Origin of the sequence: Synechococcus sp. R55.3 (assembly GCF_047461975.1) — a bacterium.
Taxonomy (GTDB): Bacteria; Cyanobacteriota; Cyanobacteriia; order Thermostichales; family Thermostichaceae; genus Thermostichus.
Genome location: NZ_JANSIG010000077.1, coordinates 1 through 14,719 on the forward strand (window position 1 = coordinate 1; position 14,719 = coordinate 14,719).

Genomic DNA, 14,719 nt, shown 5'->3' on the forward strand with positions numbered 1-14,719 from the left:
ATGACTTTTGCCAAACCGCCTAAAGCTCAGTAAATTCAGCAAAGTTCAGGGTTTTGGGGGTTAGAGGCATGCTCCCTCAGCTCTACCCCCAAACCCGGTCGGTCGGTGGGGAGCAGGCAGCCGTCCTGCAGGATGGCCCCGGCAAAGGGATCGTCGATGAGGTTGAGGTGGCTATCCAAGTCCAGGTAATCCACCAGGGGAGCCAAGTGGGCCGCCGCCGTATTCCCCAGAGCTGTGTTGCTGTAGCAGCCCAACATCACCTGTAGGCCGTGGGCTTTGGCGGTGTGGATCATGCGCCAGGCTTCGCTGAGGCCTCCGCACTTCATCAGCTTAATGTTGATCCCGTGGACGCGATCCACCAGAGGGGGGATATCGCGGCTGTCCATACAGCTCTCATCCACAAAAATGGGCAGCTTCGACTCGTGCCAGAGGGTGATCAGCTTCGCTTCCTGCCCCCTCTCCAAAGGCTGCTCCAGGTAGCTCACCCCTTGCCCCGCCAGCCAGTTGCTCATGCTCAGGGTTTGCTCCACCGTCCAAGCGCCGTTGGCATCCACTGTAATCAGGGATCCCAGCGGGATCACCTCTTGTACAGCAATCAGCATGTTCTGATCCGCCATCAGCCCCGAGTCGCTGCCCAGCTTGATCTTAAAAGCCCGCGCTTGGGTCTGTTCCATCCAGGCCAAGGCGCGCTGGCGGGCCGCCTGCGGGGTGGAGATGCCGATCGTCATCGTCGTGGGCGGAATGCGGGAGCGATCCAGCCCCCACAACTGCCACAGGGGCCTCCCCAGCCGTTTGCCCATCCAATCGTGCAGGGCCATATCCACCGCTGCCCGCGCTGCCGAAGGGATCCCGGCCCGCAGCAGTTCTGCCTCGATTGGCTGTCGCTCCCAGGGGGAATGGCGGCGCAGGATCCCTTTGGCCACCTCCAGACCCATCAGGATGTCGTCCAGAGACTGCTGGCAATCGTCGCTCACCGAAAAAGGGCAAGCCTCTCCCCACCCTTCAACTCCCTCCTCCTCAATTCGCACCCAAGCCAAGGTTGTATCGCTGTGGGTACCTCGGCTGATGGTCAAGGCGTAGCGCTTGTGAACGGTGAAAGGTTCGACGTAGAGCCGCATGGGCATCTCCAGAAGAGGAAGCTTGGAGGGGCAATTGGGCCTGGGCCGCCCCTTTGAGCTTAGCTTGGTTCCCAGCCCAGCCTGCCCCCGTCCCCAAGCCCAGAAAACAAGTTATCCCTTGCCCCGTCCGCCGTCTATGGTGGGATCCAGATCCACCGTTCTCCATACCCTTGCCACCATGAATACCGCCGAACTGCTGGTTCGCTGCCTGGAAAATGAGGGGGTGCAGTACATCTTCGGCGTTCCTGGCGAAGAAAACCTGGAAGTCCTGCAAGCCCTGCGCCGCTCCTCAATTCGCTTTATCACCACCCGCCACGAACAGGGGGCCGCCTTCATGGCCGATGTCTATGGCCGGCTGACGGGCAGAGCGGGGGTGTGTCTCTCCACCTTGGGGCCGGGCGCCACCAACCTGATGACCGGAGTTGCCGATGCCAACCTGGATGGAGCACCCCTAGTGGCCATCACCGGCCAAGTGGGCACCGACCGCATGCACATCGAATCCCATCAATACCTGGATTTGGTGGCCATGTTTGCCCCCGTCACCAAGTGGAATGCCCAGATCGTGCGCCCCAGCATCACCTCGGAGATCGTGCGCAAGGCTTTCAAATTGGCCCAAACCGAGAAGCCCGGGGCCGTCCACATCGACTTGCCGGAAAACATCGCCGCCATGGAAGCCAGCGGCACTCCCTTGAGGAGAGATCGCCTGGACAAAACCTACGCCTCCTATCAAAGCCTGAACGAAGCGGCCTCCCTGATCTCCCGCGCCCGCAACCCCTTGATTTTGGCCGGCAATGGAGCCATTCGCGCCCAAGCCAGCAACGCCCTCACCGAATTTGCCACCCGCCTGAATATTCCCGTCGCCAATACCTTCATGGGCAAAGGGGTGATCCCCTACACCCACCCCTTGTCCTTGTGGGCCGTTGGCCTACAGCAGCGGGATCTGGTCAGTTGTGGTTTCGACCGCACCGATCTGTTGATCGCCGTCGGCTACGACCTCATCGAGTACTCTCCCAAGAAATGGAACCCCGACGGCACCATCCCCATCGTTCACATCGCCGCCCTGCCGGCTGAAATCGACAGCAGCTACATCCCGCAAGTAGAGGTGGTGGGAGACATTTCCGACTCCCTGCTGGAGATCCTGCGCCGCTGCGATCGCACGGGCAAGCCGGATCCCTATGGCATCAGCCTGCGGCAGAACATCGTCCGCGAGTACACCTGCTATGCCCAGGATCAGAGCTACCCGATCAAGCCCCAAAAGCTGATCTACGACCTGCGCCAAGTCCTGGAACCCGAAGACATCGTCATCTCCGATGTCGGCGCCCACAAAATGTGGATGGCCCGCCTCTACCACTGTGACAAACCCAACACCTGTCTCATCTCCAACGGCTTTGCCGCCATGGGCATCGCCATTCCGGGGGCCTTGGCCGCCAAATTGGTGCATCCCGACCGGCGCATCGTGGCCGTAACCGGAGATGGAGGGTTCATGATGAACTGCCAAGAGCTGGAAACTGCCCTCAGGGTGGGCACTCCCTTTGTCACCCTCATCTTCAACGATGGCGGCTATGGGCTGATCGAGTGGAAGCAACACAATCAGTACAACGAGGCTGCTTTCGTCAAGTTCGGCAATCCAGACTTCGTTAAGCTGGCGGAGAGCATGGGCCTCAAGGGCTACCGTGTCGAAAAGGCTGCCGAGCTGATCCCCATCCTGAAGCAGGCCCTCGAGCAGCCGGTGCCCACCCTCATCGACTGCCCTGTCGATTACGGCGAAAATCTTTACTTGACCCAGCGGTCGCAAGCGCTGGTCTGCGAGACTTAGGGGGTGAGGTGGATAGGAATGCGAGATTTGAGCCGAGTTGGGGCATAGTAAGCCCAGGGTTGGCGGCCTCTGGGAAGTCCAGACTTATGTATCTTTACCGTTGACCCTTAGCAGCCAAGTGCAGTGAAATAGAGGCATTGTGGGTGACCCGCCAGCATGAGCGATCTTCCTTCCCCTCCCTTTACCTCGCGCCGCGCCGGCGCTGCCAGCAAAGCTCTGGCCATCGCCAACGTCAGCATTACCCCCTTTGGCCGCAAGTTAAAGGAGCTGGGCTTTGCCGACGATAAGCAGATCCAGGACATCCAAAACGCCCTCAAAGCGGATCGAGAGGGCAACAGCAAGGCCCTGGCTCTGGTGGTCAAGGATATCGTGGGCAAAGAGATCACCCCTGACCTGGAGCGGGCTTACAAACGGCAGCAGCTCTTTGAACTGAAAATCATCTACGGGATCCCCTCCCTGGATGTCGACCTGGAGCCGGTGGAGATCTCCGAGATGATTGGGCTGATCGACTCGATCTTGCCCCTCGACATCTGCAACCGCTACAAGTTCTTGCCCATTCGCCGTCGAGACAATCAGGTGACGGTGGCGATGGTCAAGCCAGACAACCTGCAGGCACTGGACGACATTCAACGGCGCTTCCGCATCCAGGGGCTGAAGCTGCAGCGGCGGGTCTTCACCCAGCGGGATTTCGAGACCCTGATCAACCGCTACATGGATGCGCAGGCGGAGCTGCTGGCCATCAAGGGGATCAACGACGCGGCTGCTGCCCAACAGGAAGAAGAGGTGGTGGTCAACACTGCCGAAATCGATCTGGATGCTATTGAGGATGTGGCTGCCGATGAGGCCGGCGAGGGATCCCTGGAGCAGCAGGTCAAATCGGCAGATGATGCCCCGATTATTAAACTGTCCAACCAGATCCTGGTCAAGGCCCTGCAGGACGGGGCGTCTGACATCCACATCGAGCCGCAAGAAGAATACCTGCGCATCCGCTTCCGCAAAGATGGGGTGTTGCGGCAGGCTTTTGAAAACTTTCCCAAGAAGATCGTCCCCGCCCTCACTGCCCGCTTTAAAATCATCTCCAACCTGAATATTGCCGAGCGGCGCATGCCCCAGGATGGGCGGATCCGGCGGGTCTTCAAGGGGCGCAAGGTGGACTTCCGGGTCAGCACCCTGCCCTCCCGCTATGGGGAGAAGATCGTGCTGCGGATCCTGGACAACTCCGCCACCCAACTGGGGCTGGACAAGCTGATCACCGACCCAGAGACCTTGGAAAGCTTCAAGGAGATTGTCAGGCGACCCTTTGGCCTAATCTTGGTGACCGGGCCAACGGGATCCGGGAAAACCACCACCCTCTACTCGGCTCTGGCGGAGGTGAACGATCCGGGCATCAACATCAGCACTGCCGAGGATCCCATTGAATACTCGCTGCCGGGGATCACCCAAGTGCAGGTGATCCGAGAAAAGGGCATGGACTTTGCCATGATCCTGCGCGCCTTCCTGCGGCAAGACCCGGATGTGATCCTGGTGGGGGAAACCCGCGACCACGAGACGGCCAAAACCGCCATCGAGGCTTCCCTTACCGGTCACCTGGTGTTGACCACCCTACACACCAACGATGCCCCCGGTGCCATCGCCCGCCTGACGGAGATGGGGATCGAGCCATTTATGATCTCCAGCTCGTTGCTGGGGGTGTTGGCCCAGCGCTTAATGCGCCGAGTGTGTACGGCCTGTCGGATCCCCTACCACCCCACACCTGAGGAGCTGGCCCGCTACGGCCTTACCCTCAGCGGCGATGGCGAGCAGCTCACCTTTTACAAAGCCAACAAGCTCTCCCCCAAAGAGGTAGAACAGCGCAAGGCCACCGGCAAGCCCATCTGCGAGAACTGCGGGGGCGTGGGCTACAAAGGCCGGATAGGGGTGTACGAATTCATGCGCATGAACGACCGCCTCGCGGATTTGATCAACAAAGAAGCCCCCACTGAGGTGATCAAGGAAGCGGCGGTGGAAAGTGGCATGAAAACCCTGCTGGCCTACAGCTTGATGCTGGTGAAGCAGGGCCTCACCACGCTGGAGGAGGTGGATCGGGTGACCCTTACCGATAAGGGCCTGGAAAGTGAGCTGAAGGCCCGTGCCAAGGCTCTCAGCACCTGCCGCAACTGTGGCGCGGCCTTGCATGTAGACTGGATGGATTGCCCCTATTGCCTGACGCCGAAGTTTTAGGAAGTCGCCTTGGCCCTTGACGGTGTTGGGGTGCCGACTATAACAGTCCTATACAGTTGCCTTTCTGACATGGCTTTGGCCACTAGCTCTTTTGATAGATAGCTCTACTCACCTTTGGAGAACCCAACCCTATGCCCCAACTGATGATCGAAGACCTGATGGAAGCAATCGTCCAAAAGGGCGGTTCCGACATTCATATTTCGGCGGGTTTGCCCCCCTACTTCCGCATCAATGGTCACCTCGAGCCGACAGAGCATGAGCCTCTCTCCGCAGAGGAGGTGCAGCGGCTGATCTTCAGCATGTTGAACAATAACCAGCGCAAGCAGTTGGAGCAAAACTGGGAACTGGACTGCTCCTACGGGGTGCGCGGGATCGGGCGCTTCCGCGTGAACGTCTACCGCGATCGCGGCACCTATGCTTGCGCCATGCGGGCCCTGGCTTCTGAGATCCCCAACATCGACAAGCTGGGCCTGCCGGATGTGTGTAAGGAAGCAGCTCGCCTGCCGCGGGGCTTGGTGCTGGTAACCGGCCCAACGGGATCTGGCAAATCGACTACGCTGGCTTCCATGATCGACATGATCAACCGCGAACGGGCCGAGCACATCCTCACCATCGAGGATCCCATTGAGTATATCTACACCCCCATTCGCAGCATCATCCACCAGCGGCAACTGGGGGAAGACACCAAGAGTTTTGCCAATGCCCTGCGGGCAGCGATGCGGGAGGATCCGGATGTGATCCTGATCGGGGAGATGCGGGATCTGGAGACCATCCAGTTGGCCATTACCGCCGCCGAGACGGGCCACCTCTGCTTTGCCACGGTACACACCAGTTCTGCCGCCCAGACGGTGGATCGCTTGGTGGATGTGTTTCCGCCCGAGCAGCAGCAGCAGATTCGCGTGCAGCTCTCCAACTCCCTCAAGGCCGTCTTCTCCCAAACTCTGGCCCGCCGCCTCAATCCCAAGCCAGGAGAGCCTGGACGGGTGCTGGTGCAGGAAATCATGGTGGTGACGCCGGCCATTGCCAACCTGATTCGGGAGGGCAAAACTGCCCAGATCTACTCGGCTATCCAGACGGGGGGCAAGCAGGGCATGAAAACGCTGGAGCAAGATCTGGCTAACCTTTACCTACAGGGCAAGATCGACTTCGATACGGCCATGTCTAAGACCTCTCGCCCCGAGGAGTTGCAACGGCTTTTGGGCAACGTTACCGGGCCCTCGCCAGCCGCGGCTGCCCAGCAACAGCGGCCACCAGCAGTTGCCACCCGTCGCTAAACCTCGTTGCCACCAGGCGCGCAGGGATCCCCGGGTGAGGGTTCATTGCCGATCTCTAGCCGCTGACTTGATTTGTGGCTAAGCTCTAGCTGAGAGATTGTTGATCTGCCCAAGGTTTGGGCTGACTTCTCTTTTGCACCTGCGAAACATTTAAAGCCATTTCGTTATTTAGAGCGATCTAGCCGGGGGTACAGCCATGCCGCGCTATAAGGTTCGGGGGTTAAAGGCCGGTCAGCCGGTACGCCTGACGGTGGTGGCCAACAGCTTGACCGAAGTTCGTGCACGGCTGCGCCGAGACGGGATTTTTGCCAAACAGGAAGACATTCAGGAGGAGAAACCCTTCTTTTCCTTGGATACGTCTTTCGATTTCTCAATGCTGGGATCCATCGACATTCGCGACAAGGCAGTGTTCTCCCGGCAATTTGCTGCCTTGATCAACGCCGGCGTGTCGATGGTGCGCTCTCTTACCATCATGGAGGAGCAAACCGGCAACCCCAAACTCAAAAAGTACCTGAGGGCTATCCGAGCGGAGGTGGAGGCGGGGAAAAACCTCTCCGACTCCATCCGCCCTTATCCCGACGCCTTCGACGGCCTCTACTGCAGCATGGTGCAGGCGGGGGAGGTGGGCGGCGTGCTGGACGAAGTGCTCAACCGCCTGGCCAAGCTGCTGGAGGACATGGATCGCCTGCAGAAGCAGATCAAATCAGCCATGACCTACCCGGTGGTGGTGACGATCTTGGCTGTCTTGATTTTCTTGGGCATGGTGCTGTTCATCTTGCCCACGTTTGAGAGCATCTACAACGACTTGGGTGGGGAGCTGCCCGCCTTTACCCAGTTTTTCATCAACATCAGCAAGTTCCTGCGCACGCCCCAGTACAGCTTGGGGCTGGTGGGCTTTCTAGGGGCCGTCTATTTTGCTTTCCGGCGCTTTTACCGCACCCCTGCCGGCAAGGAGACCATCGACGCGCTGGCCCTCAAGCTCCCTCTCTTCGGGGATCTGATCCAGAAGTCGGCGGTGGCTCGCTTCTGCCGCACCTTTGGCGCTCTCACCCGCTCCGGGGTGCCGGTGCTGACTTCCTTGGAAATTGTGCGCGACACCTCCGGCAACCAGGTGGTGGCCAACGCCATTGACGCCGCCCGCCAATCCATCTCAGAGGGAGGGCAGATTGCCCCTGCTCTGGGCAAGGCCAAGGTCTTCCCAGTCATGGCCATTCAGATGATCAGCGTGGGGGAAGAGACAGGGGAGCTGGACGCGATGCTGATGAAGACGGCGGATTTCTACGAGCTGGAGGTGGAGGAGGCGGTACGCGCCCTCACCAGCCTGCTGGAGCCGTTGATGATCGTGATCCTGGGCGGTATGGTGGGCTGCATTATCGTGGCCATGTACCTGCCCATGTTCAACGTGTTCGAGTTGGTGAAGTAGTGGATTGGGCTGACCCTTGAACCCCCAGGGCGGCCAGGGCACAGGGTAGGAGCAACAAAGGAAAGGGATCCCATGCTGAGGCGATGGTTAGCGGCCCTGGTGCTGTTGTTGGGGGTGGGGCTGGCAGTTTTGCTTTCCGAACAGCCGACGGGATCCCTGGCGGGACGGGTGGAGCTGCCGGCAGAGGCTCCGCCTGGGGATGTGCAGGTCATTGCAGCCGGCCCGGTCACGCGCAGCGCCAGCTTGGCCTCAGATGGCGAATATCGCTTGGATCGATTGCCTGTTGGGGAATACCAGGTGACGGTGCAGGGATCCGGCCTGGAAACGGTGGGCAGCCAGGGATCCGTTCTGGTGCGGGAGGGGGCAACGGTTCGGATCCCCACCTTGCGCCCTCAGCTTGTCCCCCCCGGTCTCTATCTCTACAGCACCAGCCAGGTGTTTACGACCGCAGAACCGGCGCGGCTGCAGTGGCGGGCCACCAGCCTGGGCTCGGTGCAGCTCAGCCTCTATCGCTTTTCCCTGACAGAGCTGCAGGGATCCCCTCTCTTGCGGGATTTGGCGGATGCTGGCTATGGCTCCCTGAATCTGGCTCTGTATCCCACCCTGCGGCGGGAGCTTGTGCGCAGTTGGCAGCAGCCGGTGCCACGACGAGCGGGAGAGGGGTGGACAGCCCAAACCTTGGAGCTGGGGATCCTGCCGCCGGGGGCCTACTGGGTGGAGGCGGAGGGCCGGGAGCCGCTGAATGCGGCTGCACCCTTGCCCCGTTTCGACCATTGGTTTTTGGTGAGCGATCTCGGCCTCATCCAGAAGCAGGATGCCAGCCAGTTGGTGGTGCAGGCGGTGCACCTGCGGGAGCTGCGTCCCCTGGCCGGGATCCAGATCCAAGTTTTCGGGGAGTGGGGGGATCCCTTGACGGCCACCACCGATGCAGAGGGGCTAGCCCGCTTTGGCCTGCCGGCGAGAGAGGGTTCTTCCCTGGTGGTCTATGGCCGCAGTGCCGACAACACCCTGCAGGCTTTGTCCCGCAGCTACGCCTATGGCTGGAACCAGCCCCACCGGATCTACGCCTACACGGATCGTCCCCTCTACCGCCCTGGCCAAACCGTCTATTTCCGCGCCCTGGTGCGAGAGCAAACCCGCCTCACGCCGCCCCCGGTAGGACAAGCAGTGCAACTGACCCTTACGGCCCCCAACGGGGATGTGTTGAGCGAACAAACCCTGGCCACCAATGCTTTTGGCAGTGTCTATGGGGAGTTTCAACTGCCGGAAGAGGCGCCCCTGGGCAGCTACGGCCTGGAGTGGCAGGTGTCAGGGCCGCAGGGATCCAGCGGCGAATACACCTCTTTTCAGGTGGAAGCCTACCGCAAGCCGGAGTTTGAGGTGGCGGTGGTGCCCGACCGACCTTGGCTGGTGCGGGGGGGATCCCTGAAGGTGCAGGTGGAGGCCGAGTATCTTTTCGGCGCGCCGGTGGCCGCTGCCCAGCTCCGCTACCGAGTTTACAGCAGCCCCGACTGGAGCCTGCGCTATGGGCTGTTGCCCCGTTCTGCCGAGGAAGACTATTTCGCCGACGACCTGGGAGAGGAGCAGGGCTACTACGGCGGCTACGGCCAGTTGGTGGCGGAAGGAGAAGGGGTGACGGATGCCCAAGGGCGGGCGGAGTTTCGCCTGGATCGCCTGCTGCAGGATCTCAACTGGGAAGAAGACAGCTACTGGGGCCCCCAAGAGGTGCAGCAGTTGCGCATCGAGGTGGAGGTGACCGACATCAGCCGTCGCACCGTGACCGGAACGGCGAGGGCCTGGGTCACGGCTGGCGAATTTGCCCTCTTTGCCGAGGCCGACCGCCACCTGCCCGCTCCGGGGGATACCCTCACCTACCGGCTGCAAGCCCGCGATTACGATGGCCGCCCCGTCAGCGCCACCGGAGAGCTGAGCCTGGAGCGCTGGCGCTGGGATCCCAAGAGCAGCACCTACCAACGGCAAGGTACCCTGCTGCGGCAGCCTTTTCAGATCGTCAACGGGGAGGGCAGCCTCACCCTCAGCTTGCCCGCCGACCTGGAGCCGGGAGACTACCGGGTGCGGTTGACGGCATGGGATCCCCGCCGTCAAAGTGCTCCGCACCGCTGGCGCGAACGGGTGCAGGAGGTGGACTATCTCTGGGTGGTGGAGCCGGGCAGCCCCCTACAAAGTTGGGGATCCCTGCCCAGCCTGGAAGTGGTGGCGGATCGGCAGATCTACCAGGTGGGGGAAGAGGCCCAGATCCTGATAGTCTCGCCGCTGCCGGATGTGGCGGTGCTGGTGGGCATTGAGGGATCCCGGCTGCACCAGGTGCAGGTGCTGCGTCTCCAGGGGCATACGGCCACGCTGCGGCTGCCCATCCGCGGCGACTATCGTCCCAATCTCTACGTCACTGCCACTGCCATCGGCCCAGAGCGGCGGCTGTACCGAAGCGAGGCCCTGCTGCGGGTCTCCCCCTTGGATCGCTTTTTGCAGGTGGAGCTGCAAACCGATAAACCCACCTATCGACCGGGCGAGACCGCCCAAATCCAAATCCGCACCCGCGATGCCCAAGGGCAGCCGGTGAGCGCCGAGGTGGGCCTAGGGATTGTGGACAATGCCCTCTACCTATTGCGACCCGACTTCACCCCGGATATTCGCCGCTTCTTCTATGGGCGCCAGTACAACCAAGTTACCACCACTACCTCTTTCCCTCAGCAATATCCCGGCGGTGCTGACAAGCTGGCCGGCCAAGTGCGGGAAGACTTTCGCGATACCGCCGCCTGGTTCCCGGATCTGGTCACCAATGCCGATGGCCTGGCTCAGGTGCAGGTGCGCTGGCCCGACAACCTCACCACCTGGCGCTTGACCGCCCGCGCCGCCACTGCCGACACCCAGGTGGGATCCGCTCTTGCCACAGTCTCGGTTAGCAAAGACCTGTTGGTGCGCTTGGCCGCTCCCCGCTTTTTCCGGGTGGGGGATCAGCTCACCTTGGCGGCCATTGTGCAAAACCGCACGGGTCAAGCCCAAGCGGTGGAGGTGCGGCTGGAAGTTCCTGTTCCTGCCGGTGGGATCTTGAAATTGCAAGGCCCGGAACGACAACGCCTCACCGTGCCGGCCCAAGGAGCGGGGCGGGTGGAATGGCCTCTCCAGGTTCTGGGGGCCGGAGATACCTCTCTGCGGGTCTGGGCGGAAGGGAATGGGCTGAAAGATGCGTTGCAACTGCGGATCCCCAGCCAGCCCTTTGGGGCGGCGCATCGCTTCTCCCAAGTGGGCCAACTGGGAACCCCGTCTGGCTTGCGTGAAGGGGAGTCTGGCAGTCTGGAGTTGCCGCTGGATTGGCCCGCCACCTGGGTGCCGGGATCCCGGCAGCTTCACCTGGAACTGGCCGCTAGCCCGGCAGCAACCCTGCTGGGGCCGCTGGATTACCTGGTGAAGTTCCCCTACGGCTGCACCGAGCAAACCCTGAGTCGCTTCTTGCCCGCCCTAGCCGTCGCCCAAGTCAGCGAGCAGTTGGGCTTGAACCTGCGCTGTTGCTCCGCAACGCCGACGCGACCGCAAACCCTGGAGCGGCTGCCTCGAGTGCTTCGATCCGGCTTGCAGCGACTGGAGGGATCCCAGAACTACGATGGGGGCTGGGGCTGGTGGGCCCATGACCGGAGCAACCCCTATCTGACCGGATACATCCTGCAGGGGTATCACCTTGCCCAAGCTGCTGGCTATGCCCTCAAAGAGTGGCGGGTGCGGCAGGCCTTGGACTATCTGGCCGCTCAACTGGCCCAGCCACAAGCCCTCTCCCCCGATCTACAGGCTTTTGTCGCCTACAGCCTGGCCCTCTGGGATCCCGCTTTGGTAACTGCCGACCTGCCGCCGCCGGCCCAGCTTTCCACCTTTGGCCTGGCCTACCATGGCCTGGCTGCCCTGCAACTGGGCCAGAGGGATCTTGCCCAGGCAGCCCTGGATGAGGTTCTGGAGCGGCGGCAACAGGATCCCCAAGGGCGCTGGTTTATCCCGGCTGCTCCAACTCGTGCGACCCAAGAGCGCTCCACCTACGACGACATGGAGGTGGCCGGCCCCCTACTGCAATTGGCCGTTCGGCTGCAGGATGACCGGGCTGCCCAGATTGCCGAGGCCCTTCTCCAGCAGCGGCAAAACAACCGCTGGCGCACCACCAAAGCCACCGCTGATGCTCTCCTCGGCCTGTCCGCCTACTACCAGGCCCAGCAGCAGCAGCTTCCCAGCCCCGGCGAGGTGCGGGTGTTGGATGGGACAACCGGATCCCTTCTCGGTCGCTGGCAGGCCGGCGCTGGGGATCCCCGCTATGGGCTGGATTGGGCTGACGCAGAAGTGGGGAACCTGAGCAGCCTGCGCCTGGAAAAGTCCGGCCCCGGCCCCCTTTACTACAGCTTGAGGGGAGAAGCCTTCGTCCCCAACCCTCTGCCCTCTCAAGCCCAAGGCTTTGCGGTGAGCCGCAGCTACTTCCGCCTACAGCCCCAGCTCCAACCCAACGGGGAGATCCGCTACCGAGAGCAGCCGCTGCGCCCTGGCGACACAGTAAGGGCCGGAGAAATCCTCCTGGCCCGGTTGACGGTGGAAGCCGAGCGGGACAGCCACTACGTGGTGGTCGAGGATCCCCTGCCCAGCGGCGCCGAGATCACCTCCCAGGATCCGCGAGAGTTCACCGGCTTGGCCCCAGACTACTGGTGGGACTGGTTTTGGACCCGCCAAGAGAATCGGGATGACCGCGTGGCCTTTTTCAGCACCGAGCTCAAGCAGGGTCGCCATGAGTTTGTCTATCTCTTCCGTCCGGAGATCCCCGGCCAATTCCAGGTGGCTCCTGCCTTGGCAGAAGAAATGTACGACCCCAGCCGCTATGGCCGCAGCGCCGCTTACTCCCTCGAAGTTCTCCCTTGAATGTCTCGAACCTGCCCACTTGGCCAGAAACAAAGTAACCAGTTGCGTCAGTGTGGCCCAAGGGCTGACGCAATGAGCAGCTGCGCATGGCTGGGCCGCCCCCAAAGCACCTGCTCCTGGTTGTAAACGACCATGCCGGGCGGGGATCCCTTGGGTTTGAACACCAGTTTCGGGCGGGTATAGACCACCGGCACCTGTTCGCTGAGGCGACCGCGGCTGAAATGGGCCGCCAAATCAGCAGCCGCCTGCAGATCTTCGCTTTCTGCTACAGCGCCGGGGGGCAAGCGCAGCAGCACATGACTGCCGGGGATCTCCTGGGCATGAAACCACCAATCGTGTTCCTGGGCCACGCGAAAGGTGAGCTGGTCATTTTGCAGGTTGTTGCGCCCCACCCAAATGGAGAAGCCACTGGGGCTGGTAAAGCGGTGGGGGTTGAAGGTTGCCGGTGAGGCATGTTTTGAGCTCGCCCGCAGAGACTCTGTCCCGCTGTTGCGAGTGGGACTCTCCAAGTAGCGCTGTTCAATCAGCTCGGTCTCAATTTCCTTGAGGGTGGTCAAGTCTTGGGGATCCCGATAGGTTTCCAGCTGTTGTAGAGACGCTTCCACCTGCTCGAGGTAGAGGATCTCTTGGCCAAGCGCCTCTTGTAGGGGCCGGATAGCATCCTGGGCCCGTTTTTGTTTGCGGTGCTTGCGGTAGTAGGCTTGGGCATTGAGAATGGCATTTTTTTCGGGGTCGAGAGGGATCTTGACCGTCTGGCCGCTGGCAAAATCCGGCAGCTCGATGTGATGCAACCCTGGCCGCCAGAGGTGGAGGTGGGCCATCAACAAGTCGGCAGCCTGCTTGGAGGCTTCCGCTTGGGTGGAGTCGGCCAGCATTGCCTCAAATTGCTCTCGCCGCTGATAGAGCTTTTTCAGCAGGGTGGATACCCTTTGCAGCAGACGGTGGCGCTCTCGCTCAAACTGTTCACGATTAAGCTGAGCCTGGTAGTAGCTTTCCAAAAGTTGGTGCAGATTGAGTCGAGAAGGTTGTTGCAGGGACTCCGTCCCGCTAACGGGAACGGCACCGCTTGCCCAGCCGAGAACGGTGTATCCCTGGGGAGTGGGAGCTGGGTCAAACTGGCCTGTTTCCAGACGGGTTAACCAGTCTTGCCACCTGGCAAACAGCGCCTGCCAATCCTGGGCAGAGAGGTGATCGGTGGGGGTTTGCGGCGGGATCCCAGCCTGATGACACATCGCTTCCACCAAGTGCCGACTGAGGCCGCGATAACAGCGCAACAGCCGTTGGCCGATGGGGCCGGGGATCAGGGCAACGCGCTCTTGCCAGCAGGAGAAGGGCTCGGATCGCTGCGGGATCGGGTCGGTTAGGGCCGGAGGAGCCTCGTAGGGCAGGCCCGGCTGCACTGGACGGATTCGCGATTGGCGCTCGCTTACCCCATGGCCACTGGCCAAGATCATGCCCGCCTCGTCCACCAAAATGGCATTGCTGTGCTTGCCCATCACCTCCAGGTAGAGATGGCGATAAGGGGGATCCCCAGGCCGAGGAGCAAAGCGCAAGTCAATCACCCGTTCCCAATCCTCCAGCAGAGCCAGCTCCGTCAGAGCCAAACCCTTCAGGTGCCGTTGGAGGAACTGGCTAAATTGAAAGCCATCCGGCTCTTTGGGAGGAGGCTGACAGAGGTGGAGACGGGCCGCCTGAGGATGCCAGCACAACAGCAAGCAGGGGCGGGCAGTGAGGGTGCGCAAGCCAATGACCACCGTCCACAGATCGGTCTGTTGGATCCATTCCACGCGGGCAGGCAACACTGGATCCCGACCTGTCTTAGCCTGGGTTAGATCGGCGAGCACAGCACGCAGGGTGGTTAAATCAACCGGCTGCATCCCTGTTGCTGATACATTTACGCTGAACACTGCTGAACATCACTGTTCAACTATGCAGCGATAGCATTCTGTTTGTTTCCAAA

7 protein-coding genes are annotated in these 14,719 nt (G+C 61.4%); 5 read left to right on the forward strand and 2 right to left on the reverse strand.

The features are described from left to right. Positions 1 to 35: 35 nt before the first annotated feature. The gene (locus NW849_RS11345) at positions 36 to 1,118 is read right to left on the reverse strand and encodes a dipeptide epimerase (RefSeq protein ID WP_414357724.1); all 1,083 of its coding nucleotides are present in this window, start codon (positions 1,116 to 1,118) and stop codon (positions 36 to 38) included. A gap of 178 nt (positions 1,119 to 1,296) precedes the next feature. On the opposite strand from NW849_RS11345, the gene NW849_RS11350 reads away from it, so the two are divergent. From NW849_RS11350 to NW849_RS11370, 5 genes are all read left to right on the forward strand, one after another. Continuing rightward, positions 1,297 to 2,934: an acetolactate synthase large subunit gene (locus NW849_RS11350; RefSeq protein ID WP_414357729.1), complete on the forward strand. Its 1,638-nt coding sequence runs from the start codon at positions 1,297 to 1,299 to the stop codon at positions 2,932 to 2,934. 156 nt (positions 2,935 to 3,090) lie between these two features. Continuing rightward, on the forward strand, positions 3,091 to 5,154 hold the full coding sequence (locus tag NW849_RS11355) for a GspE/PulE family protein (RefSeq protein ID WP_414357725.1): 2,064 nt from the start codon (positions 3,091 to 3,093) through the stop codon (positions 5,152 to 5,154). Positions 5,155 to 5,285: 131 nt separating this feature from the next. Continuing rightward, the gene (locus NW849_RS11360; protein ID WP_414352159.1) at positions 5,286 to 6,428 is read left to right on the forward strand and encodes a type IV pilus twitching motility protein PilT; all 1,143 of its coding nucleotides are present in this window, start codon (positions 5,286 to 5,288) and stop codon (positions 6,426 to 6,428) included. 196 nt (positions 6,429 to 6,624) lie between these two features. Beyond that, entirely contained in the window at positions 6,625 to 7,851 is a 1,227-nt protein-coding gene (locus NW849_RS11365) for a type II secretion system F family protein (protein WP_414357726.1), read from the forward strand. 72 nt (positions 7,852 to 7,923) lie between these two features. After that, positions 7,924 to 12,759 (forward strand): alpha-2-macroglobulin family protein, encoded by a 4,836-nt coding sequence (locus NW849_RS11370; RefSeq protein ID WP_414357727.1) that lies wholly within the window; start codon positions 7,924 to 7,926, stop codon positions 12,757 to 12,759. Between the two features lie 47 nt (positions 12,760 to 12,806). Here the strand turns inward: NW849_RS11370 and NW849_RS11375 are convergent, their stop codons facing one another. Then, a complete protein-coding gene (locus NW849_RS11375; protein ID WP_414357728.1) occupies positions 12,807 to 14,636 on the reverse strand; it encodes an NFACT family protein in 1,830 nt (609 codons plus the stop codon). Positions 14,637 to 14,719: the final 83 nt, after the last annotated feature.

Coding starts and splice junctions, on each gene's coding strand:
- NW849_RS11345 (WP_414357724.1), bottom strand. CDS start 1,118: ATGCGGCTCTACGTCGAACCTTTCACCGTTCACAAGCGCTACGCCTTG.
- NW849_RS11350 (WP_414357729.1), top strand. CDS start 1,297: ATGAATACCGCCGAACTGCTGGTTCGCTGCCTGGAAAATGAGGGGGTG.
- NW849_RS11355 (WP_414357725.1), top strand. CDS start 3,091: ATGAGCGATCTTCCTTCCCCTCCCTTTACCTCGCGCCGCGCCGGCGCT.
- NW849_RS11360 (WP_414352159.1), top strand. CDS start 5,286: ATGCCCCAACTGATGATCGAAGACCTGATGGAAGCAATCGTCCAAAAG.
- NW849_RS11365 (WP_414357726.1), top strand. CDS start 6,625: ATGCCGCGCTATAAGGTTCGGGGGTTAAAGGCCGGTCAGCCGGTACGC.
- NW849_RS11370 (WP_414357727.1), top strand. CDS start 7,924: ATGCTGAGGCGATGGTTAGCGGCCCTGGTGCTGTTGTTGGGGGTGGGG.
- NW849_RS11375 (WP_414357728.1), bottom strand. CDS start 14,636: ATGCAGCCGGTTGATTTAACCACCCTGCGTGCTGTGCTCGCCGATCTA.